The organism is Rhodoferax potami, assembly GCF_032193805.1.
Taxonomy (GTDB): Bacteria; Pseudomonadota; Gammaproteobacteria; order Burkholderiales; family Burkholderiaceae_C; genus Allorhodoferax; species Allorhodoferax potami_A.
In genome coordinates this window covers 1269770-1292313 of the sequence record NZ_JAVBIK010000001.1, presented here as the reverse complement: position 1 = coordinate 1292313, position 22544 = coordinate 1269770, and the positions used below count along the sequence as shown (strand labels likewise).

20 protein-coding genes, 3 pseudogenes and 1 riboswitch are annotated in these 22544 nt (G+C 61.0%); of the genes and pseudogenes, 18 read left to right on the top strand and 5 right to left on the bottom strand.

Annotated features, from left to right (window positions below; translation table 11 throughout):
* Positions 1-3 precede the first annotated feature (3 nt).
* From RAE19_RS06200 to RAE19_RS06165, 8 genes and pseudogenes are all read left to right on the top strand, one after another.
* On the top strand, positions 4-705 hold the full coding sequence (locus RAE19_RS06200; RefSeq protein WP_313874095.1) for a response regulator transcription factor: 702 nt from the start codon (positions 4-6) through the stop codon (positions 703-705).
* Positions 702-2102, top strand: coding sequence for a sensor histidine kinase (locus RAE19_RS06195; RefSeq protein WP_313874094.1), 1401 nt, complete (start codon positions 702-704; stop codon positions 2100-2102). Before RAE19_RS06200 ends, RAE19_RS06195 begins: the two co-directional genes overlap by 4 nt.
* Before the next feature lie 137 nt (positions 2103-2239).
* A pseudogene (locus RAE19_RS19415) lies at positions 2240-2683 on the top strand (alpha/beta fold hydrolase); the annotation flags it as partial.
* Positions 2566-2919 (top strand): alpha/beta fold hydrolase, encoded by a 354-nt coding sequence (locus RAE19_RS06185; RefSeq protein WP_430962567.1) that lies wholly within the window; start codon positions 2566-2568, stop codon positions 2917-2919. The pseudogene RAE19_RS19415 and the gene RAE19_RS06185, both read left to right, overlap by 118 nt.
* Before the next feature lie 124 nt (positions 2920-3043).
* On the top strand, positions 3044-4324 hold the full coding sequence (gene murA / locus RAE19_RS06180) for a UDP-N-acetylglucosamine 1-carboxyvinyltransferase (protein WP_313874091.1): 1281 nt from the start codon (positions 3044-3046) through the stop codon (positions 4322-4324).
* An 89-nt stretch (positions 4325-4413) separates the two neighbouring features.
* Positions 4414-4824 carry a PPC domain-containing DNA-binding protein gene (locus RAE19_RS06175; RefSeq protein WP_313874090.1) on the top strand — a complete coding sequence of 137 codons (411 nt, stop codon included), beginning with the start codon at positions 4414-4416 and terminating at the stop codon, positions 4822-4824.
* Between the two features lie 72 nt (positions 4825-4896).
* A pseudogene (locus RAE19_RS06170) lies at positions 4897-5936 on the top strand (histone deacetylase family protein).
* A gap of 47 nt (positions 5937-5983) precedes the next feature.
* On the top strand, positions 5984-6706 hold the full coding sequence (locus RAE19_RS06165) for a hypothetical protein (RefSeq protein WP_313874089.1): 723 nt from the start codon (positions 5984-5986) through the stop codon (positions 6704-6706).
* 46 nt (positions 6707-6752) lie between these two features.
* Here RAE19_RS06165 and RAE19_RS06160 read toward each other — a convergent pair whose 3' ends face one another.
* Genes RAE19_RS06160 through RAE19_RS06150 form a run of 3 tightly spaced genes read right to left on the bottom strand, consistent with a single transcriptional unit; the run spans position 6753 to position 9971 of the window.
* Positions 6753-7949: an MFS transporter gene (locus RAE19_RS06160; RefSeq protein ID WP_313874088.1), complete on the bottom strand. Its 1197-nt coding sequence runs from the start codon at positions 7947-7949 to the stop codon at positions 6753-6755.
* The gene (locus RAE19_RS06155) at positions 7942-8802 is read right to left on the bottom strand and encodes an HAD family hydrolase (RefSeq protein ID WP_313874087.1); all 861 of its coding nucleotides are present in this window, start codon (positions 8800-8802) and stop codon (positions 7942-7944) included. Before RAE19_RS06155 ends, RAE19_RS06160 begins: the two co-directional genes overlap by 8 nt.
* Positions 8803-8846: 44 nt before the next feature.
* The gene (locus tag RAE19_RS06150; protein ID WP_313874086.1) at positions 8847-9971 is read right to left on the bottom strand and encodes a helix-turn-helix transcriptional regulator; all 1125 of its coding nucleotides are present in this window, start codon (positions 9969-9971) and stop codon (positions 8847-8849) included.
* A gap of 222 nt (positions 9972-10193) precedes the next feature.
* On the opposite strand from RAE19_RS06150, the gene RAE19_RS06145 reads away from it, so the two are divergent.
* On the top strand, positions 10194-10949 hold the full coding sequence (locus RAE19_RS06145) for a hypothetical protein (RefSeq protein ID WP_313874085.1): 756 nt from the start codon (positions 10194-10196) through the stop codon (positions 10947-10949).
* Between the two features lie 54 nt (positions 10950-11003).
* Here the strand turns inward: RAE19_RS06145 and RAE19_RS06140 are convergent, their stop codons facing one another.
* Positions 11004-12635: a peptide chain release factor 3 gene (locus RAE19_RS06140; protein ID WP_313874084.1), complete on the bottom strand. Its 1632-nt coding sequence runs from the start codon at positions 12633-12635 to the stop codon at positions 11004-11006.
* Positions 12636-12779: 144 nt separating this feature from the next.
* On the opposite strand from RAE19_RS06140, the gene RAE19_RS06135 reads away from it, so the two are divergent.
* The 4 genes from RAE19_RS06135 (at position 12780) to metF (ending at position 17484) form a co-directional block, all read left to right on the top strand.
* A complete protein-coding gene (locus tag RAE19_RS06135) occupies positions 12780-13793 on the top strand; it encodes a substrate-binding domain-containing protein (protein WP_313874083.1) in 1014 nt (337 codons plus the stop codon).
* Between the two features lie 69 nt (positions 13794-13862).
* A riboswitch (S-adenosyl-L-homocysteine riboswitch) is annotated at positions 13863-13971 on the top strand.
* 82 nt (positions 13972-14053) lie between these two features.
* A complete protein-coding gene (ahcY, locus tag RAE19_RS06130) occupies positions 14054-15571 on the top strand; it encodes an adenosylhomocysteinase (protein ID WP_313874082.1) in 1518 nt (505 codons plus the stop codon).
* 113 nt (positions 15572-15684) lie between these two features.
* Positions 15685-16596 carry a TlyA family RNA methyltransferase gene (locus RAE19_RS06125; protein ID WP_313874081.1) on the top strand — a complete coding sequence of 304 codons (912 nt, stop codon included), beginning with the start codon at positions 15685-15687 and terminating at the stop codon, positions 16594-16596.
* A 42-nt stretch (positions 16597-16638) separates the two neighbouring features.
* Positions 16639-17484 (top strand): methylenetetrahydrofolate reductase [NAD(P)H], encoded by an 846-nt coding sequence (gene metF, locus RAE19_RS06120; RefSeq protein WP_313874080.1) that lies wholly within the window; start codon positions 16639-16641, stop codon positions 17482-17484.
* A gap of 13 nt (positions 17485-17497) precedes the next feature.
* Here metF and RAE19_RS06115 read toward each other — a convergent pair.
* Positions 17498-18389, bottom strand: a pseudogene (locus RAE19_RS06115) (23S rRNA (adenine(2030)-N(6))-methyltransferase RlmJ).
* Positions 18390-18547: 158 nt separating this feature from the next.
* On the opposite strand from RAE19_RS06115, the gene RAE19_RS06110 reads away from it, so the two are divergent.
* The 5 genes from RAE19_RS06110 to RAE19_RS06090 all read left to right on the top strand — a co-directional run bounded on the left by RAE19_RS06110 (position 18548) and on the right by RAE19_RS06090 (position 22484).
* Entirely contained in the window at positions 18548-20218 is a 1671-nt protein-coding gene (locus tag RAE19_RS06110) for a serine/threonine protein kinase (RefSeq protein ID WP_313874079.1), read from the top strand.
* Between the two features lie 204 nt (positions 20219-20422).
* Positions 20423-20851, top strand: a complete 429-nt coding sequence (gene rplM, locus RAE19_RS06105; RefSeq protein ID WP_087495115.1) for a 50S ribosomal protein L13 — start codon at positions 20423-20425, stop codon at positions 20849-20851.
* Positions 20852-20860: 9 nt separating this feature from the next.
* A complete protein-coding gene (gene rpsI, locus RAE19_RS06100) occupies positions 20861-21253 on the top strand; it encodes a 30S ribosomal protein S9 (protein WP_313874078.1) in 393 nt (130 codons plus the stop codon).
* Between the two features lie 180 nt (positions 21254-21433).
* Entirely contained in the window at positions 21434-22030 is a 597-nt protein-coding gene (locus RAE19_RS06095) for a DUF6776 family protein (protein ID WP_313874077.1), read from the top strand.
* Between the two features lie 58 nt (positions 22031-22088).
* Positions 22089-22484: a bactofilin family protein gene (locus tag RAE19_RS06090; RefSeq protein ID WP_313874076.1), complete on the top strand. Its 396-nt coding sequence runs from the start codon at positions 22089-22091 to the stop codon at positions 22482-22484.
* The last annotated feature ends 60 nt before the right edge of the window (positions 22485-22544 follow it).

Here is a 22544-nt window from a genome sequence, read left to right as displayed (position 1 = left end):
CCTATGCACCGCATTCTGCTCATCGATGACGACACCCAGCTCGGCGGCCCCCTAGCCGCCTACTTTGCGCGCTTCGACATGGCGCTGGAGCACTGCCTGCGCCCCAGCGATGGGCTGGCACGTTTGGCGCAGGGCGGGATCGATGCGGCCATTCTGGATGTGATGCTGCCCGAGATGGATGGTTTTGCGCTGTGCCGTGCTATCCGCAAAGACAACGACGTGCCCATCATCATGCTCACCGCGCGCGGCGAGGTGATGGACCGGGTGGTGGGCCTGGAGCTGGGCGCAGACGACTATGTGCCCAAACCGTTTGAGCCTCGTGAGCTGGTAGCCCGGGTGCAAACCGTGTTGCGCCGCCGCGCACCTGCAGCGCCCAAAGCCGCTGCGGCCGACCCCAACCAGCTGTGCTTTCAGGAGCTGCGCATTGATGTGGACACCCGCACCGTGCAGCGCCAAGGCGAGGCCATTGACCTCACCGGCACCGAGTTCGATTTGCTGCTCTTGCTGGCCCGTGCGCCGGGCAAGGTGTTCAGCCGTGACGACATCCTGAACCAGCTGCGCGGCCATGAGGCCGAGCTCTACACCCGCGCGGTGGACATTGTGGTCAGCCGCCTGCGCAAAAAGCTGGAGCCGCTGGACTGCATCAAAACCCTGCGCAACGCCGGCTACACATTGGCTTTGGCACCCCGGAGCGCGGCTGCATGAGCGCAGGGCAAGCGCTGTTGCGCGCCTGCAAAGGCTGGCCCGGCATCCGGGATTGCATCCGTGTGCAGCGCAGCGCCAAACATTTGCTGGCGCATTCGCTGCGTTTCCGGCTGATGGCCCTGTTTGTGATGCTGGCGCTGGCCATGGCCTTCACGTTTATGTTCGGCATGCAAGCAGCCCTCAGCATGGGCTGGCGCGATGCCGCCAAGCCCCTGGTGGCCGATTACATCGACACCCTGTCCGCCGGGCTGGGGAGTCCGCCCAGCGTTGAGCGGGCCCAAGCCCTGACGGAGCGCCTGCCGCTCACCCTGCGCATCAGCGGGCCGCAAGTGAATTGGCGCAGCCACGTTGAGGACTTGTATTCCCGCACCGAGGCCCGCAATGGCCAACCGCCTGAAGAAATGCGCTTCTTTGAGCGCACCACCGCCGATGGCCACCGCATTCGCTTCGGCCTGAGCGTGCAGGCTTGGCACGACCGGCCACGCTACATCGGTTGGGCTACCTTGGCGGTGCTGTTGCTCCTAACTGCGCTGGCCTACCGGCGGGTGCGCCGCATGCTGCGCCCGCTGGACGATATCCGTGCCGGGGCACAGCGCTTCGGGGCCGGAGACTTTGCCCAAACCATTCCGGTGCGCCGCGCCCACCACCCCGACGAGCTGGGTGAACTCGCCGCCACCATCAACACCATGGGCGCCGACATCCACCAAATGTTGGAGGCCAAGCGCACCTTGCTGCTGGCCATCAGCCACGAGCTGCGCAGCCCCCTCACCCGCGCCCGGCTGAACACCGAGCTGCTGCCCGAAACGGCCGATGTGCAGCCCGGCCGCGATGCGCTCTTGCGCGATCTGGCCCTCATGCGCGACCTGGTGACCGACTTGCTGGAAAGCGAGCGCCTGGCCAGCCCGCACGTTGCCCTGCACCGCGAGGCGGTAGATGTGTGCACATTGGTGGAAGACGTAGTCTGTGAGCTGCAAACCGCCCACGCCACCGCAGACGAGCAAGCCGGCCCCGTCATTGACATGCATGTACCCCCGGCCCTGCCCCCCTTGCAGTTTGACCCAACCCGCATCCGCCTGCTGGTGCGCAACCTGCTGGACAACGCCTTGCGCCATAGCGCGGGCGCATCCGCAGCGCCGCAAATCACCGTGCAATGGACGGAAGGGCAGTTGTCGATCGCCGTGCGCGACTTCGGCACCGGTGTGGAAGAAAGCCAGCTCCCCAACCTGGGCCAACCCTTCTTCCGGCCCGATGCGGCCCGCACCCGCGAAGGCGGTGGCGTGGGGCTGGGCCTGTACCTGTGTCGCCTGGTGGCGCAGGCGCATGGGGGCAGCTTTGCGGTGCGCAATGCCCAGCCGGGGCTGGCGATTGAAATCGCCCTGCCAGCCGCTACAGTGTGAGTCTCAGCGCCGGGCGGGCAACGCTTCATCCCGGTGTCTTAAAAAATCCACTATGTTTTTGATAGCTGCTCGCGCAGATTCTGCGGGCGCTGGAGCCTGATTTGACTACCAAAACCCTCGTATTGCTCCCCGGCTTGATGTGCGACGCCGCTGTCTGGGCACCTCAGGTGCAGGCCTTGTCGGCCACCCACCATTGCGTGGTGATTGACTGGGGCCTGACCGACTCGCTCACCGCCATGGCGCAGCAGGTGCTGGCTGCCGCCCCCGCCACCTTTGCTCTGGCTGGCCACAGCATGGGCGGGCGTGTGGCCCTGGAGGTGATGCGCCTGGCCTCCGAGCGGGTAGAACGCCTGGCCTTGCTGGACACCGGCGTGCACCCCCTGGCTGAAGGCGAAGCTGGCGCCAAAGAAAAGCCGGCCGCATGGCCCTGCTGTCGCACGCGCAACGCGCCGGCATGCGGGCCATGGGCGCCATGTGGGCGCGCCCCATGGTGCACCCCTCCGTGGTGGGCGGCCCGGTGTTCGAGCAAGTACTGGCCATGCTGGAGCGCAGCAGCCCGGCCCAGTTTGCAGCGCAAATCAACGCGCTGCTCACCCGGCCCGACGCCGCGCCGGTGCTGGCCGGCATCACCTGCCCGACGCTGGTGCTCACTGGCCGGCAAGACGCCTGGAGCCCGCCCGAGCAGCACCAGGCCATGGTGGACGCCATGCACGACGTGCACGCCGAGTTGGTGGTGCTGGAAGACTGCGGCCACATGAGCACGATGGAGCAGCCGGACGCCGTCAACGCCGCCTTCGCCCGCTGGCTGGCCGCCTGAAAAGTGCCAACTTCGTCGCGGTTCCTGTAACCGTTACAGCACAAAGTTACAAGAATCGGGCCCGGAGCGGTAACAATCTCCCCCTTGGCCGGAAAACCCCGGTCTCCCAACACTGAATCTCACCATGTCGACATTTGAAATTGAAGGCGGCGTGCCCCTGCGAGGCACCATTCGCGCTTCCGGCAACAAAAACGCCATCCTGCCCATGATTGCGGCCTGCATCCTTACGGACCAGGAAGTCATCCTCGACAACGTGCCCGATATCATCGACGTGCGCCATATGCTGGACGTGATCGTCGAAATCGGCGGCAAGGTCGAACGCAGCGGCGAGCGTGTCAGCATCCATGTGGCCAGCGTGCGCACCAGCGAAATCGGCCAGGCCCTGTGCAACAAGGTGCGCACCTCCATCTTGTGTGTGGCCGGCCTCTTGCACCGCACCGGCTCTGCGCGCCTGTTCCCCCCGGGGGGCGACGTCATCGGCCGCCGCCGCTTGGACACGCACTTCTACGGCCTGCAAAAGCTGGGTGCCAAGGTCAGCATCAATGGCGTCTACGACTTCACCATGCCCGGCCCGCTGACTGGCGCTGAGCTGTTTTTTGACGAGCCATCCGTCACCGGCACCGAGCACATCCTCATGGCCGCCGCAGTGAGCCGCGGCCACACCCTTATCCGCAACGCGGCCTGCGAGCCGCACGTGCAAGACCTGGCCCACCTGCTCAACGCCATGGGCGCCAAGATCAGCGGCATCGGCACCAACCAGCTCAGCGTGGAAGGCGTGGAGTCGCTGCACGGCACCACCTACACCGTGTGCCACGACCACATCGAGGCCGCGTCCTACCTGGCGCTGGCCGCTGCCACCGGTGGCGAAATCACGGTCGAGGGCACCGACAAGCACGCCTACGGCATGTGCCACCGCGTGTTTGAGACCCTGGGCGTCAAGATCGACTTGCACGACAAACACATCTTCCTGTCAGGCAACCAGCGCATGCAGGTCACCCGCGACTTTGACGGCGCCATGCCCGTCATCGGCGACGGCCCCTGGCCCCAGTTCGCCACCGACCAGATGAGCTGCATGATCACGCTCGCCACGCAGGTGGAAGGCAATGTGCTGTTCTTCGAGAAGATGTTTGAGTCGCGCTTGTACTTTGTGGACAAGCTCATCGGCATGGGCGCCGCCGCCGTGGTGTGCGACCCGCACCGCGTGGTCATCAGCGGCAAGAGCCGCCTGCGTGGCACCACCTTGCCAAGCCCCGACATCCGCGCCGGCATGGCCCTCTTGGGCGCCGCCCTGTGCGCCAGCGGCAAGTCCACGGTGCAGAACGCCAACATGATCCAGCGCGGCTACGAAAAGCTGGACGAAAAGCTGCTCGCCCTGGGCGCACGCATCACCCCCAAGCCGTACTGACGACAGCACGCGAAAGCGTGCTTGCTATCAAATAAAGAGCTGCTCGCGCATGTTCCATAAGAGCTAGCGGCTGATTTGAGAGGGATTTGATGAAGCCATTTCCTGTTCGCCTCACCCCCGGCCAAGACCTGCGCGCCGCACTGGAAGCCGAGGTCCAAGCCCAAAACTGCCGCGCAGCGTTTGTGTTGTCCGGCATCGGCAGCCTGTCTACGGCGGGCATCCGCTTGGCGGGCGCGGCGCAGCCCACGCGGTTGACGGAGAGCATGGAGATCCTCACCCTCTCGGGCACCGTCGCCGCTGATGGCAACAAGACGGGCTCGCACATGCACATGGCCATTTCCACCGCCACGGGGCAGGTTCTCGGCGGGCATGTGGCACCGGGCTGCATCGTACTCACCACCGCAGAGGTGCTGCTGGCCCTGCTGCCCGACTGGCAGTTCACCCGGGAGCCGGACTCGCTCACCGGATACGATGAGCTGGTGATTCGCCCCCAGAGCTAATTCGCTATTTATTTGATAGCTGCTTGCGCATATTCCACGTGCACTAGTGATCAATTTTGTTCATAAACCACCATGAAAACCTTTTACAACCACCTCCACGCCCAACACCAAGGGAAGGTCGAAATGTTCCGTGGCGCGCTGGTGCCGTGCTTTGAGGTCCGGCCCGTGCCGACCATGTGCTGGCAGAGCTGCAGCGCCGCCAGCTGGGCGCGGTGCTGGAGCCGCAGGCCTTTGACGAGGCAGCGCTTACCGCCATCCACAGCCCGCGCTACCTGCGCTTTCTAGCCACCGCTTGGGACCAGTGGGTGGCGCTGGACGCGGCGAATGCGGACAAAGACATTCTTCCGTCCACCTGGCCCGCGCGCACCTTCCGCACTGATATTGAGCCGGACAACTTCGCGGCCAAAGTGGGCTTGTATTCGTACGACGCAGGCACGCCGTTTACCAGCGGCACTTGGGTGGCCGCCAAAGAGGGTGCACACTGCGCCCTGAGCGCGGCACAATCGGTGTTGGCTGGCGACCGCGCTGCCTTTGCCTTGAGCCGCCCGCCCGGCCACCACGCAGGGGCCGACTTTTTTGGTGGCTACTGTTTCCTGAACAACGCAGCGCTGGCTGCACAGCATTTGCGCAATGCGGGTATGCAAAAGGTGGCGGTGCTCGATGTGGACTATCACCACGGCAACGGCACCCAAGCCATTTTTTACGACCGGCCCGATGTGTACTTCGCAAGCATCCACGGCGACCCGCGCACCGAGTACCCGTTCTATCTGGGCCATGCGGATGAAACCGGCACCGGCGCAGGCTTGGGCGCCAACCTGAACCTGCCGCTGCCGCGCGGCACCGACTACGCCACTTGGGCCCAGGCACTGGAGACAGCGTTGGCAGGCATCGCCAAGTTCGGCGCGGACGCGCTGGTGGTGTCGCTGGGTATGGATACGTTTGAAGGCGACCCGATTTCGGGCTTCAAGCTCACCACCCAAGACTATCTACGCTTGGGCGAGCGCTTGGCGCGGGCAGGTTTGCCGACGGTGTTTGTGTTCGAGGGCGGCTATGCGGTGGACGCGGTCGGCGTGAATGCGGTGAATGTGCTTCAAGGCTTTACCAGCCCGTAACATTTGCCCCCCGAAAACCCCGCCTTCGAGCGGCTAAGCTTGCATTTATGAGCAACATTTTTCAACTGTGCAGCCCCGTGTGGCTGCAGCGCGGCCTGCGCGCCACGGTGATGGCTATGGCCTGTGCCGTCGCGGCACCCGCATGGGTGCAGGCCCAAGGGGTGACTGCCACCCTCGATAACGCGGCCTCCACCGAACGCCTGATTGCCGAGTTCGGCAGCTGGATCGGCAACCCCCACGATGCAGACCAGGTGGTCACCACCCTGCGTAGCGGCCGCCCCACGGCTACCGCAGGCGCTGCCAGCCTCGAGCCTGCGACCGGACCCTTGGGCTATGGCGAGGTGCGCCTGGCCCTTAAGCTGGCGCAAGGGGCACTGGCCCAGCAAGGCGTAACCGCCCCCAACGCATCGCAATTGCAAGCGGCCTTGCACGGCGGCGCGCTGCTCACCCCACAAGGTGAGCAGATGATGGATGGTGTGTTGCCCCAAAAGGCCCAAGGCACCGCGTGGGCCACCATGGCCGGACGTTATGGCCTTACTACCGAAGACCTGCTGCCCCCGGCGGGCAAGGCGGTCGTGGTCAAGCGGGCTGCGGAACCATCAGCCAAAGCCAAGGCGAACGCCAAGACCAAAGCCAAATCGGGCGCCAAGGCCAAACCGTCAGCCAAAGGCAAGGCCAAGGCGACCGGCAAAAAAGTCGTGAAGAAATCGGCCAAGCCCGCATCCAAAGCCAAATCGGCTCCGACCAAAAAGAAAGCCGCCAAAAACTAGGCGGCTAAAAGCCGGGTCAAGAAACCAGCGCGTGGGTGGCGCCCGTTCAGGTTTGGCGGCGGTGCTCTTTGAGCAGCGTGCCTAGCCCGAGGCCTGCCACCAGCATCAACACGAGAGGGAAGGTGACGGTGGCGGAGCGCTCAATGAGCGCACCGCTGATGCCCGACGCCACCAAACCACCCAAGGTGTAGTTGAGCACCAGCACGGCAGTGCTGTTGACCAGCTGGTTGCCTTTTTCACGGGCGCCGATATCGGTCATGCACAAGGTGTAGAGCGCGCTGCCAGCTGCGCCGAGCAAAAACACAACCGGCCACACGATCCACGGAAGGCGCACCACCGCCAGCAGGGCAGCCGCGCACACGAGCGCCATGGCCGCCACGGCCACCATGAGTGTGCGGCGGCCTTGCACCGGGTTGGCAAAGCGGTCAGCCACCATGCCCACCGGGATGGCAACCAGCGTGCTGCCGGCTCCGCTCACTGAAATCATCAGCGCCGCGGCGCTGGCACCCATGCCCAGCGTGAGGCCGTAGAGCGGCAGGATGGAGGCCAAGCCCAACTCAAAAAAGCCGCCGATAAAGCCTGCCAGCATCAAGATCGGGTGCTGCTGCACCGCCAGCCACAGGCCGCGCGGGCCAGCATGGGCGGTGTCGGGCTCGGCAGGGGGTGCAATCGGGGGAATCAGGGCCGTCCATAGCAGGCCGATGGTGAGCAGCGTAATCACCAGGCCCAGCGCCGCGTGACCGCTGCTACCGGTCCAGGCGAGCAAGGTGGGGCCGATCACAAATGTCAGCCCGACCATGGTGGCGTACATGCCCATGGTGCGGCCCAGCCGCTCGGGCGGCGAGAACTCAGCAATAAAAGCTTCTGCCAGCACCCAGCGCATGCCCCCGGCGATACCGGCCAACAGCTCCAAGGCAAACCACAGGCCCAGGTGGTCGGTCGCCATGAACCCGATGGCCGCTGCCAGCGGTACCCCCGAGGCAAACCACATCGCGCGCCGCCGCCCCCAGCGCTGGGTGATGGCCGATGCAAACGGGGTGACGATGAAGATGCCCAGCCAGGTCGTGGCGGCAAATAAGCCCGCCAGGGTGGTGGATACCTCGCGCTCTTTGAGCATCACCAGCATCAGCGGCGACAGCATGAAAACGCCCGAGAGCTGAAACAGCGTGGAGCCGAATACCGCCAGCAGCCCGGTGCCCGAGCCCTTGGGCGCGTGGTGGCGTGGGTCGAGCGCCTTAGTCATGGCGTTTCGCCGCCAAGATGGCCTGCGCAACTTCGGCAAAGCCTGCGCCGCGGGCGGAAGGGGTCACATAGGTGGGCAGGTGGCTGAGCTGCGGCACAAAGCGCGCAATGTTGGCCACGCCCGCGCTGTGCGTGAAGTGCTCAAACATGGCCTGGTCGTTGCCCGAGTCGCCCACAAACACCCACTGGTCCAGCTCGGCGCTCAGGTCGCGGCCCAACAGCTCGCGGATGATCCAGCAGGCGCCGGTCCATTTGTTGAAGTCCCCGAAGCAGCCGTGGATGTGGATGCTGCTCACCGTGGTTTGCATGCCGTGGCTTTGCAGCAGGGCCAGCACGCGTTGCACGGTTTCGGGGGAGTGATGGGCGAATTCAGCGTAGTCGAACGCGAGGTCGGTTTCGCGGCCCGCGCTGTCGCGGCTGAGCTCCACGCCCGGCACTTCGGCGCAGACTTGGGCGGCAATCGCGTCCATACGCAGCCGGTTAGCGGTGCGCACTTCAATACTTTGTTGATATCGTTTTGATAGCGCCTCACGCATATATGACGTGGGCTGGAGGTTGATTTGGCTTGTAACCGCGTTGGCAGCGCCGGGCACAAACGCGACGGCCCCGTTCTCCGCCACCATGGCATCTACTGGCCAGGCCGGGCCGTTGGTGCCTGCCATGAAGGGCTCGCACCAGCCGATGGGCCGCCCGGTGATCGGGATCACCGTGAGCCCGGTCGCTTTCAGATCCCCCAGCGCCTGAAGCGCCTCGGGGGCGATAAGGCCGTCGTGGGTGAGGGTGTCGTCGATGTCGGTAAAGATGCCGGTGATGCGGCGGCGGGCCTCTAAAGGCCATTGACTCAAAAGATGCATAGCCCGCCATCGTAAACGCCCGCTGCGGACTGTGTGGTCCCGTCTTAGGGGGTGTGCAGCGCTGCAAGGTGGGCAATCAGGTCTTGCTGTCGAGCATGTCCTGATTTTGCTAAAACTTGACGCAACTGGGTGCGAACAGTAGCTACGCTCACATGAAAGCTGTTGGCGTAGTCTTCAACCGTTGTTCCTTGCGCCAGCTCTTTGGCAAGCCGAGCTTCGGCAGAGGTGTAGCCGTACAACTGCTGCAGCAATGCAGGGGTAAGCCGGTGCCCGGGACGCAGGAGTTGGACCATCAAGCAGGTATGCAAATGTTGATCAGACGCAGCACTGACAGACGGTAACCAGTGGGAAGTTTCTTGCCGGGGACTAGCCCATGCCGTTATCACCAAAACACCTTTGTCTGATGGCACTCGAATTACTTGTGGTTTGCGCTCTTGGTGGGCTCGGCGACCCATCAGCGCAAGGGGGCTGTGGTCCCGCAGGGCTTGGCCGCGCCATCCCAAGTTGCGCAGCGACCCCAGTAGTGCTCTGGCGAAGGGGTTTGCAAACAGCACTTGCTGGTGCTTTCCCAGTCCTATGACTCCGACAGATTGTTGTTGCAGTAGCTCTGCCTGGGTGTTGTGTGCCAGAGAGGTCACCTCCTGCTGCATAGCCAGGTGCAGTGCGCGTCGCAGGTGAGGAAACAATCGTCGGATGGCGCTCAATTCGCCGAGATTGAAATCTTTACGGCCCTTGTACCTGTTGAAAACGATGACGTTGCTGCAGTCCTCTGTTTTAGAGATCATGCCGCCAGCGGTGAATACACGCCCCATCGGTACCAGGTAGTCCTGGAAAAACTCATTGCGGTTCATGAAAGAGGCGCTGAAAAAGTCAGTGCAACGGTAGGCCTCGCCAACGTGGTTCAACGTTTTTTCCAGCCTAGGGTCCATATGGCGGAAATGTTCGTAATACCCCTGAATTTGTTGATCCACATCCTCGCTATGGGTGTTCACCGTGAAGATGTCCCGGCCGATTCTGTCGAGCGCGAAAAGGTGGCAGCTGTCAGATTCAATCGTTCGCTCAAAATCTTTGAGCGCATTCGAAAAATGGTTCGGTTCCTTGTACAGGACCGCGTCATACAAGGTCCCGACGATGTGATTGAAGGTGTCTACGCAATTCAGGTCTCCCACTTCCGCCCCTTAATTTGTGATTTTTTATTTAGTCTATTTCGATTTGAGCGGTTTTAGGCTTTTTGCAATAAATCATCCATTTGGATGATGCGTAAACCCCAGCGTGTTTTGAAAATAAATTGACATAGCGCAACCCGTGCTCTATGCGAAATCTGTCACACCTTTTCAATGCCCCGCTATATGAAAAACCTTGCGTCTCCCCTCCGCCTCAGCGCGACTGCCTTGCTGATCACCTCACTAGCTGCATGCGGCGGTGGCGGTAGCAGCAGCGGAAATGACTCTACAAATACGTCCACAGTGACGGCAACGGTTCCTGCTGTCACTGAAGCAACACCTGCAGCCACTGCTAGTACTCCCACTGGCGGCGACGTTATTGGTACTTTGCCTACTTTGGCTTTCACGAATGCAGGCACGAGCACTGTTCAAAATGTGGTCATCACCGGCACGTCACCCAACAACGTGATGACTTTCAGTTCGCCGGCATTTACGGTGACCGGTGCAGGCACAAATTCGCCCACCTTTTCAGCACAAAGCGGGCGCGAAAAGGCAAACGGCAATGTGATCGTGTACTGCTCTGCAGGCGAAACGCCACAAAGTACTTCAGACACCGGGAAGGTGCCTTTTCAACAAGGGACTCGCATCTTTATCTCTGCAAACTTGACTGCAGTTTCTGATGCTGCGGTGATGCGTGGTCTGTCGTTTACCGACTTTGATTGCGCAGGTTCAACCACCACGATGCAGGCCAATACAGACGGGACCTACACGCGCGTAGACCCAGCTGGTACGCGTACGCTTACCGCTGCTGAAATCGCACAATTTTTCTCTGCTGACGGATTTACCGGACCTGGTGGAGGTAACTACAAAACCCGCGCTTACAAATACACCATCGGCCAAAACAGCCGCTACTTCACGGTGACCAAAGTGCAGCAGGTCAACCCCACGGCAAATTACGTGATCCTGGGCTTGCAAACCCCTTAACTTAACCAATTAGCCAGAAAAAAAGCCCGCTATTGCGGGCTTTTTTCTGTTCGATCAACCTGCCGTCTGCAGCGCCAAGCCTGCATGCTCGCGCAGCGGGTGGAAGTGGATCTTCGGAAATCGCTCCTGCGCCAAGCGCACGTCGTAGGGGCTGGTGCACAGGTAGGCAAGCGTGTCTGCTGCGTCCTTGGCCATGCGCATGGGGTAGGCGTTCACAAACTCCTGCAGTTCTTTGGGCGTGTCGGCAGTGATCCAACGCGCACCGGTGTACTGGCTGCTTTCCAGGCGGATGTCGGCGTCGTACTCGCCCTTGAGGCGGTGCTGCACCACTTCAAACTGCAGTTGGCCCACCGCGCCCAGCAGCATGTTGCCGCCCATTTCGGGCTTGAACACCTGGATGGCGCCTTCCTCGCCCAGCTGGGCCAGGCCCTGCTGCAGCTGCTTGGTGCGCAAGGGGTTTTTGAGCACCACGGTCATGAACATTTCGGGCGCAAAGAAAGGCAGGCCGGTGTACATGAGGTTGACGCTGCCATCGGTGATGGTGTCGCCCAGTTGCACGCCGCCGTGGGTGGTAAAGCCCACGATATCGCCGGCATACGCTTCTTCCACCGCTTCACGGCGCTGGCTCATGAAGGTCACCACGCTAGTGGGGCGCAGCTCTTTGGCGGTGCGCATGACTTTCAGCTTCATGCCCGGCGTGTACTTGCCGCTGGCCATGCGCACGAAGGCGATGCGGTCGCGGTGGTTGGCATCCATATTGGCCTGCACCTTGAAGACCACGCCGCTGAAAGCGCTGTCTTCAGGCTGGATTTCTTTGACTACCGGCTGGCGGTTCACTAGCGTGGTGCTGATGCGTTTCTGTGGTGCGGGTGCCAGGTCGACCAGCGCGTCCAGCACTTCCATCACACCGAAGTTGTTCACCCCGGAGCCGAAGAACACCGGCGTTTGCTTGCCGGCCAAAAAGGCTTCGTGGTCCCACTCGGGGGATGCGCCGGTGGCAAGCTCCATGCTCTCCACCGCCGTGTCCCACTCGTGGCCGAAGCGGGCTTGCAGCGCGGCAGGGTCGCTCAGGGGCATGGTGTCGAAGTCTTGCGGGCGGCGCTCGCTGCCAGACTCAAACACGGTCATGGCCTGGGTGCGCAGGTTGATGATGCCGCCGAACAGCTTGCCTTGGCCCACAGGCCAGGTCATGGGCACGCAGGGCATGCCCAGTTCGCGCTCGATTTCGTCCAGGATGTCCAAGGGCTCGCGCACTTCACGGTCCATCTTGTTCACAAAGGTGATGATGGGCGTATCGCGCTGGCGGCACACTTCGATCAGGCGGCGGGTCTGGGCTTCCACACCGTTGGCTGCGTCAATCACCATCAGCGCCGAATCCACAGCAGTGAGCACGCGGTAGGTGTCTTCCGAGAAGTCTTTGTGGCCGGGGGTGTCGAGCAGGTTGACCACGTGGTCGCGGTACGACATCTGCATGACCGACGAGGCCACCGAGATGCCACGTTGCTTTTCAATTTCCATCCAGTCGGAGGTGGCGTGTCGGCTGGCTTTGCGGGCTTTCACCGAGCCGGCGATCTGGATCGCGCCCGAGAACAGCAAGAGCTTTTCGGTGAGCGTGGTTTTACCGGCGTCCGGGTGGGAAATGATCGCAAAAGTGCGGCGGCGCTTGGTCTCGGGTGCGTAGGTCACAGGGGGATCCAGGGTCGGGTGGGCCGCGCATCACAGGCGGGCCGCGGGGAAAGAGGGCGTATTTTACAGAGGTGCCCCGCCAGCCGCGCGCGGGGTCGGCTTTAAACTCGCCCCACAACAAACACAGCATTCGCGGAGACAAGCGTGAGCATCAAGCAGTTGGCCCAGGCACTAGGGCTGTCCACCTCTACGGTTAGCAGGGCCTTGAACGGGTACACCGACGTCAATGCACTCACCCGCACCCGTGTGAAAGAGATGGCAGACGCCATGGGCTACCGCCCCGACGCGGGTGCGCGCCGGCTGGTACGCGGTAACACCGATGCGATTGGCATTGTGTATTCCGCAGCGGTCGAAAACCTGGGTAATCCGCAGTTTCTGGACATGGCCGACGGCTTGGGCGAGCGCCTGGAGCGCGAGCACCAGGACTTGTTGCTGGCGGTGGCCAAAAACGAAACCGAGCTGGAAATTTACGAGCGCTTGTTCAAAGGCGGGCGGGTGGATGCGGTCATTGTTCCCAACACCCGTGTGCACGACCCGCGCGTAGACTTTTTGCTGGAGAACAACTACCCCTTTGTCGGCTACGGCCGCACCGCAGAGTGCGCGCACTACTCGTGGCTGGACTTCGACAATGACCTGGGCAGCAAACTGGCCGTGGAGCATTTGCTGGCCTTGGGCCACACCCGCATTGCGTATGTGCATGCGCCGCTGGAGCTGAACTTTGCTTTTCAGCGGCACCGGGGCTATGTCAGCACCCTGCAGGCAGCCGGTGTGGAGTGCCCGCCCGGCTATTGCATCGGGGGTGTGAACGACCGGCGTAGCGGGTTGAATGCGGTAGCGCAGGTCTTGGCCTTGTCGCCCCGGCCCACGGCCGTGCTGGTGGACAACAACCTGGGCGGCGTCGGCCTGATCCGGGGGCTGATGGATGCGGGGCTGCGCGTCGGGCAAGACATCTCGGTGGTGGTGCATGGCGACATTCCACAAGACACCTTGCTGACCGGGCTGAACGTGACTACCGTGACGCAGCCCACACCGCAAACTACCGGCATCGCTTTGGCCGAGATGGTGATGCAAGTGCTGCGCGACCCCGAAAGCGGCCCTTACCAGCTGCTCCGCCAACCCGCTTTGCAAGTGGGGAGCAGTAGCGGCCCGGCCGATTGAGTGCACTTGACTTGTCGGGGCATTGCCCCAGCGGCGCGGTGCGGCATCGGCGCATGGTTAAAATGCGCACATTCCGAGGAGCGTTGCAGCCCGCCATGTACCCATGTAGGTACCGCGAGTGAGGCTCGGAACACACGGTGCAATCAGCACCGTGCCTTCACAACGGCGCTCACCCACTGGAAACGCGTGCGGTGAGTTGCTTGTCAAATCCCCTTCCCGAGTGCGCCAGTGGCTATGCAAATCAACGTTTGGAGCACACCATGAGCGCTGTATTGAAACTGGTTAAGAACGCCAAGACCCCCAAAGCGGTAAAGACGGTTAAACCCGCCAAAGCCGTCGCTGCCCCCGTGAAGGCAGAAGACTTCAAGATCGCCGACCTGAGCCTGGCCGATTGGGGCCGCAAAGAGCTGACCATCGCCGAGACCGAAATGCCCGGCCTGATGGCCATCCGTGAAGAGTTCGCCAAGGCCCAGCCTCTGAAGGGCGCGCGTATCACCGGATCCCTGCACATGACCATCCAAACCGGCGTGCTGGTCGAAACCCTGCAAGCCTTGGGCGCAGATGTGCGTTGGGCCTCGTGCAACATCTTCTCTACCCAAGACCACGCAGCCGCAGCGTTGGTGGCCAAGGGCACCCCCGTGTTCGCGCACAAGGGCGAGACTTTGGACGAGTACTGGGACTTCACCCACCGCATTTTTGAATTCGGTGGCAAGAAGGGCACTGCGGCTGAAGGCCCCAACATGATTCTGGACGACGGCGGCGATGCCACCTTGTTGATGCACCTGGGCGCCCGCGCCGAGAAAGACATCAAGGTTTTGGCCAAGCCCGGTAGCGAAGAAGAAGTCTGTCTGTTCAACGCCATCAAGGCCAAGCTGAAGGTGGACCCCACCTGGTACAGCCGCCGCCTGAAGAACATCATCGGCGTGACCGAAGAAACCACCACCGGTGTGATGCGTCTGGAAGAAATGTCCGCCAAGGGCACTCTGGCCCTGCGGGCCATCAACGTGAACGATTCGGTGACCAAGAGCAAGTTCGACAACCTGTACGGTTGCCGCGAATCCCTGGTCGACGGCATCAAACGCGCGACTGACGTAATGATCGCCGGCAAGGTGGCTGTGGTCGCTGGCTACGGTGACGTGGGCAAGGGCTCTGCCCAGGCGCTGCGTGCTTTGTCCGCCCAAGTGTGGGTGACAGAAATCGACCCGATCAATGCCCTGCAAGCCGCCATGGAAGGCTACAAGGTCGTGACCATGGAATACGCTGCCGACAAGGCCGACATTTTCGTGACCACCACCGGCAACAAGAACGTGATCACGTACGCTCACATGGATGCGATGAAGGATCAGGCCATCGTCTGCAACATCGGTCACTTTGACAACGAAATCGACGTGGCGTCCCTGTCCAAGTGCAAGTGGGAAGAGATCAAACCCCAGGTGGACCACGTGATCTTCCCTGCCAAGGGCAAGAAGGCTTCCAAGCGCATCATCTTGTTGGCCAAGGGCCGCTTGGTGAACCTGGGCTGCGGCACTGGCCACCCCAGCTTTGTGATGTCCTCCAGCTTTGCGAACCAGACGATCGCCCAGATCGAGCTGTTCACCAAGCCGAAGGAATACAAGGCCGGCAAGGTCTATGTCTTGCCCAAGCACCTGGACGAAAAAGTGGCACGCTTGCACCTGAAGAAAGTCGGCGCCATGTTGACCGAACTGACAGAAGAGCAAGCGTCGTACATCGGCGTGAGCAAAGCCGGTCCGTACAAGAAAGACACCTACCGCTACTAATAGCACCCCCGAGGCGCCTTTGGCGCCTCCCCCTCGAGGGGCGACACCTGCGGTCCGGCGAAGCCGGTCCCGCGGTGTCTCTTGCTTTGAGGGGCTGATAACTTTGGATAACGATGCGAATTGATCAACTTTTGGTGCAGCGTGGGCTGGCCAGCACCCGCTCGCAGGCCCAGCGCCTGATTGCGGATGGCGTGGAGTGGCTGAAGATGGAGCTTTCGGGTGAAGTCTGGAAACGTGTGGCCAAAAATGGCGATGAAGTGCCCGAGGGCGCCAAGATCCGTTTGCTCGATGATTCCGAAGCGCGTTATGTGTCCCGCGGTGGCCTCAAGCTCGAGGCGGCCCTGAAGCAAGTCGGCCTGTCTGTTACCGGACTGCGTTGTTTGGATGTGGGGCAAAGCACCGGTGGCTTCACCGATTGCTTGCTGCAAGCCGGTGCGCAATCGGTCGTGGGTGTGGATGTGGGCAGCGCCCAGTTGCATCCCTCGCTGCGCAGCGACCCGCGCGTTTTATGTGTCGAGTCTGTCAACGCGCGCACGCTGTCTGCTATGGATTTGGTAGCTGCTTACGCAGATAGCACCGGCGCAGGCGGCCAATTTGATGAAGAATCAAACGGCGTGGATGACTGGGGCGATGAAGACGACTTCGACGACGAAGACGCGGCTCCAGCGCCAGAGGCTGCCGAGCCAGAACCGGTAGAGCTGCCACCTGATTTTGCTCCACCCTTTGATTTGCTCGTGGCTGATCTGTCCTTTATTTCGCAGACCCTGGTGTTGCCTGCTGCGGTGGAGTTGCTCAAAGAGGGTGGCATGTTGCTTACGCTGGTCAAACCCCAGTTCGAGCTGCAGCCCGGTCAAGTGGGCAAGGGTGGGATCGTCAAAGATCCCGAGATGTACCCGATCGTGGAGCAGCGCTTGCGCGAGACCTGTGCCAACCTCGGGCTCACCGTGACCCATTGGTTTGACTCCGCCATCGAAGGCGGAGACGGAAACCGCGAATTCTTTATTTGCGCCCGCAAGGCGGGTTGAATCCGGCCTCTGCAATAGGCGGGGGCTGAGACGGAGAACACTATGTTTACAAGCCATCGGATTCCACTGAGTCTGGAATTCTTTCCGCCCAAAACCCCTGAGGGTGCCGAAAAGCTGCGCGTGGTGCGCCAACAGCTGTACAGCTTGGCCCCCGATTTTTGCTCAGTGACTTTTGGTGCGGGCGGTTCGACCCAAGAGGGAACGTTCAACACCGTGCGCGACATCTTGTCGGAAGGGGTGAGCGCGGCTTCCCACTTTTCGTGCGTGGGTGCGACCAAAGCCACTGTGAGGGTGCAATTGGCAACCTTGAAGGCCATGGGTGTTAAGCGCCTGGTCGCTTTGCGCGGCGACTTGCCGAGCGGCTATGGCGCAGGCGGTGAGTTTCAATACGCCAGTGATTTGGTGGCCTTTATCCGAGCCGAAACCGGCGACGATTTCCACATTGAAGTGGCGGCCTACCCCGAAGTGCATCCGCAGGCCAAATCACCGGCCAGCGACCTTCAGGCATTTGCTGCCAAGGTCAAAGCAGGTGCCAATTCCGCGATCACCCAGTATTTTTACAACTCTGATGCCTATTTCCGGTTTCTGGAAGAGGTGGATGCTTTGGGCGTCACGGTGCCCGTGGTGCCGGGCATCATGCCGATTACCAGCTCGACCCAGCTGATGCGTTTCTCGGATGCCTGTGGCGCCGAAATTCCGCGTTGGATTCGCTTGCGCCTGCAGAGCTACGGGGATGACGTGGCATCCATCAAGGCGTTTGGCTTGGAGGTGGTGACCGATTTGTGCGAGCAACTCCGCGCAGGCGGTGCACCCTCCATCCATTTCTACACCATGAACCAGAGTGCCCCGACTCTGGCTTTGTGTCAAAACCTCGGCCTAAGCGCCTAAGGTAACTGTCGACTTAGCCGCCGGAGTCGAGGGTGGACGTCGCATTGGCGTCCTGCCCGAGCAACTTCACCATTTGGGGCAGCGCGTCCTTGAGAGCTGCCTTGAGTGTGTGCGGTGGGTTGATCAAAAACATGCCGCTTGCGGGCAATCCGGGGCGGACTACTTCGCCTTGCTCGTCGGTCGTCAGCTTGCTCGACTTGACGGTGAGCGTCGCGTGCAGCCATGATTTGCCGGCCTTGTTGGCCATGGTTTTGAGTTTCTTCGGCAGGTCATGGGCCTCTGGCCGCGGAATGATGGGGTACCACACCGCATAGGTTCCGGTCGCAAAACGCAGCATGGAATCTGCCACCATGCTCGTCACCCGCATGTAGTCGTTTTTGACCTCATAGCTCGGATCGCACAGCACCAAAGCACGACGCGAGGGTGGGGGCAAAAATTTCTTGAGACCCTCAAACCCGTCTTCGCGCAACACCGTGACTTGCCTGGCCGGCTTCGAGCTGGGCGACGTTGGCAATCAGCGTTTTGGTATCCGTCGGGTGCAACTCAAACATCTTGAGCTTGTCGCGGCCGCTGAGCAGGCTTTGGATAATGAACGGCGAGCCGGGGTAAACCGACCAGGTGTTACCGGAATTAAAGCTCGCCACCATGTCGATGTAGTCCTGCAATGCGGGTGCAAACGGCGTCTCGGGCTTGCTGGCCACCAGTTTCAGGAAGCCCTCGGCGGCTTCTTCGCTGGTCTTGGCAAAGTCGCCATCGAGTTTGTACAGCCCGGCTCCCGCATGGGTGTCAAAGACGTTGAGCGCGGTCTCTTTTTGCGTCATGTGGCGCAAAACTGCCAGCAAAGTGGTGTGTTTCAACACGTCGGCGTGGTTGCCGGCGTGGAAGGCGTGTCGATAACTAAACATCCCCTATGATACCCACCGACCCGCGTTGCCATGTGCATCGAGTTTGGAAAGGGGCCCTGACAGGGCCTTTGCGGGCATAAAAAATACAGAGTTCATCTCACGCCATGGTTGACATTCACACTCCGCCTGCTTCAGTCCGGGTCACTGGGGCCGGGCATATGGACGCCCTTGCAAACGGTACCCGTCTCGCCGAGTTTGAGATCAAGGGCTTGCTGGGCGTGGGTGGTTTTGGCATGGTCTACCGGGGTTATGACCATTCATTGCACCGTGCGGTCGCGATCAAAGAGTACATGCCCACCAGCCTGGTAGGGCGTGACAACCTGTCCTCTCTCACGGTGAAGTCGGTGGCAGACGCGGCGGCTTTTGAGTCGGGTTTGCGTTCTTTTATTGCCGAGGCGCGCTTGTTGGCCCGCTTTGACCACCCGTCTTTGGTGAAGGTGTATCGCTTCTGGGAAGCCAACAATACCGCCTATATGGCGATGCCCTTGTACGAGGGCATTACCCTCAAGGAGGCCCGTCGCAGGATGAGCGGCCCCCCGCCCCAGGAGTGGCTGCAGTCGGTGTTGTGGTCGGTATTGGCTGGCCTCAAGGTATTGCACGACAACAGCACGCTGCACCGGGATGTGTCGCCCGACAACATTTTTCTGCAGAACATCGGCCCTCCGGTCCTGCTGGATTTGGGAGCTGCTCGACGCGCCATTCTCGATACCAGCCAAAAGCACACGGCCATCCTCAAGGTGAATTACGCGCCGATCGAGCAATACGCCGACGCCCGGGACATGCAAGAGGGGCCGTGGACCGATCTCTATGCGGTAGCGGCCGTGATGCACGGCTGCATCTGCAATGAGCCGCCTCTACCGGCCACGTTCCGCGCAGTGCGCGACCGCTTGCCGGCTTTTTCGCAGGTGGCCCAGACGGCCGAGACACATTTCAACCAGAAATACTCTGACGGCTTTGTCCGCGCCATCTCGCACGCGCTGGCGATTGAGCCTGGTGACCGAACTGCAAGTGTGGAGGCCTTTACTCAAGAAATCGGCATGAAGTCGCCTCCCGATCTCGCGCGATTCGACTGGCGAAAATTTCTGGGCGATTCGGTGACTTTGGTCGAGACCGGTAATGATCCGCAGCCGGTCACCACGGAGTTGCTCACGACGCAGCCGGCCCCGCATTTTCCGGATACGGTGTTTCAGCCTGCTACGTTCGATCAATCCAAAACAGTGAAGGTGCCTCCCAAGGGAGAGTCGCCGGCTAAAAAGCGCCGCGCTGAGGCCCCCCAAGGAAAGGCGCGCGCAAAGTCGCCCTGGCTCTGGATTGCAGGGGGCGTGGTACTTGTTGGCGCCCTCGTGTGGTCCATGCGGCCGACACCTCCAATCACAGCGGCAACACCGCCGGTGGAAAGCATCGTGCCCCCAAGCCCTCTGGTGACAGAGGCTGCGCCGGTTGTACCTCCATCACAAGTTCAGCCATCGCAAAACCCTGCCGCTGTGCCGCTTGCGCCTGCGAAACCCGCGAGTGGAACGGTTGCCAATGGTCGCACCAAGCCGAACGCTGCTCCCAAACAGTCTGGGGGGGCTGCGACGTCACCTGCAGTGGCCGAGAAGCCGTCGAGCCCACCGCCAACTGGTGCCGCCACTGGGCAGGGTGGTGCCGAAACATTGTCCGCGGGCGATTCTCCTGCGAAAGATCCCACCGCCATCTGCGCGACTGCATCGATCTTTTCGCGAACCATGTGTGTCTACCGGGAATGCCAGAAGCCCGAGTTTTACAACTTGGCCGTTTGCGTGGCAGATCGCAAGCATTGGGAAGAGCAGAACAAGTCCCGCAACTGATCCCGTGAGGATGGATTTGCGATTTTTGCGGGGGCTTTGTATAATCGAGGGCTTCGCAGCGCTTTTTGCGGCTCCGCGGCGAAGCAACTCTGGGTACCGTCTCACGGCAGTGCACAGCGTACTCCCCACCTAAGAGATTCCCAACAGAGGAACGCCGACCGTGGAAAAGAGCCCTCCCAAACCTTCTTTTTAAAGAGAAAACTCATGTCTACATTCAGCGCAAAACCCGCTGAGGTCGTGCACGAGTGGTTTGTGGTTGACGCGACCGATAAGGTCCTCGGACGAGTAGCCAGCGAAGTTGCTCTCCGTTTGCGCGGCAAACACAAGGCCATTTACACGCCTCACGTCGATACCGGTGATTTCATCGTCGTTATCAACGCAGCCCAACTCAAAGTGACTGGCACCAAGTCCCTGGACAAGGTGTACTACCGCCACTCCGGTTACCCCGGCGGTATCACAGCCACTAACTTCCGTGACATGCAGTCCAAGCATCCCGGTCGCGCTTTGGAAAAAGCCGTCAAGGGCATGCTGCCCAAGGGTCCCCTGGGCTACGCCATGATCAAGAAGCTCAAGGTGTACGGTGGTGCTGAGCATCCCCACACTGCCCAGCAACCCAAAGTGTTGGAACTGTAAGGAGCTCTCATGATTGGTGAATGGAACAATGGAACAGGCCGTCGCAAATCCAGCGTCGCCCGCGTTTTCCTGAAAAAAGGCACTGGCAAGATCACTGTGAACGGTAAAGACATCGAAAACTTCTTCGGTCGTCAAACCTCCATCATGATTTGCAAGCAACCCCTGATGCTGACTAACCACGCTGAAACGTTTGACATCATGGTCAACGTCGCTGGCGGCGGTGAGTCCGGCCAAGCGGGTGCTACCCGTCACGGCATCACACGTGCATTGATCGATTACGACGCGAGCCTCAAGCCCGCACTGAGCCAAGCCGGCTTCGTAACTCGTGACGCGCGTGAAGTGGAACGTAAGAAGGTCGGCTTCCACGGCGCTCGTCGTCGTAAGCAGTTCTCCAAGCGTTAATCACGCTGCAACCCCTGGTTGCACATCGACAGCCGCCCGAGTGCAAGCTCTGGCGGCTGTTTTTCTGTGGACTGCTAGACTTCGCCCCTCATGAGATTTCGACTCCTTCGACGCCGCCTCACCATCAGCGCTCCCCGGATGGCCGTGCGCAGCGCCATGCCGTGGCCTTTCCGCTGGGCTTTGCTCGCGATTGTGTTGGGTTTTTGCGCGGCCATCGGGCTATGGGCATTTGAGTTTGGCAAGGATATTGCCGGTCTCGAAAAGGGGTCCAAAGATGAATTGGTGCAGCTTCGCGCAACAGCCGCTGCGTTACAAGCCGAAATGTTGACCCTGAAAGCGGAGCGAGATCAGGCGCAATCAGTCGCCAATACGGCGGACACCTTGGTAACCGCTGAAAAGGCGTCTCAAGAAAAGCTCATCTCGCAAGTGAAACAACTCGAGGCCGACAACCGGGCCTTGCGCGACGATCTGGGGTTTTTCGAGAAACTGATTCCTGCGGGCGGGGTTGAGGGCATTGCGATACGGGGTCTTCAAGCGGAGCTCACCGCTCCGGGCACCTTAAAATGGCAAGCGTTGGTCATGCAGGCCGGCCGGAACAGCCAAGAGTTTGTAGGTCGTTTGGAAATAACGCTGGTGGGGACGGCAAACGGCAAGCCCTGGACGGCTTCGCTACCCGAAGGGGCTATCGCCCTCAAGGTCAAGCAATACGGGCGCCTGGAAGGAGAGTTTCCGCTCCCCCCAGGCTGTGGTGAAAAGCGTGTCAGCGCGTGTTCTTGATGGGTCTGTGGTTCGAGCAACGCAGACGCTCAAGCTTTAAGTCTTCGAAAGCTATGCCATGTTCAATAAAAATAAGCAGCCACCCATCAAGAGTCTGATCGCGGACGGAACTGAGATCCAAGGGAATCTGACTTTTTCGGATGGCCTGCGGGTTGATGGCACTGTCGTTGGCAATGTGCATGCTGCTGAGGCGGCCATGAGCATCCTCGTGATCTCGGACTCTGCGAGCATTACCGGTTCGATCACGGCCGATCACATCATCATCAACGGCGCGGTGAAAGGCCCCATCCATGCGCGTCGCATGTTGGAACTGCAACCCAAGGCCCGGATCGAGGGTGACATTGAATATGCAGCCTTGGAAATGCACCAGGGCGCCTTGATCGCTGGCCAGCTGCGTCCGATGTTGCTTGGCGAAGAAAAACCCACATTGAAACTAGCGGCAAATAACCAGTGAGAGAATTCCCGAGCGGATTCCTGTACTATTTGTCTTATTCTCGTATCTGAATGGAGTCGC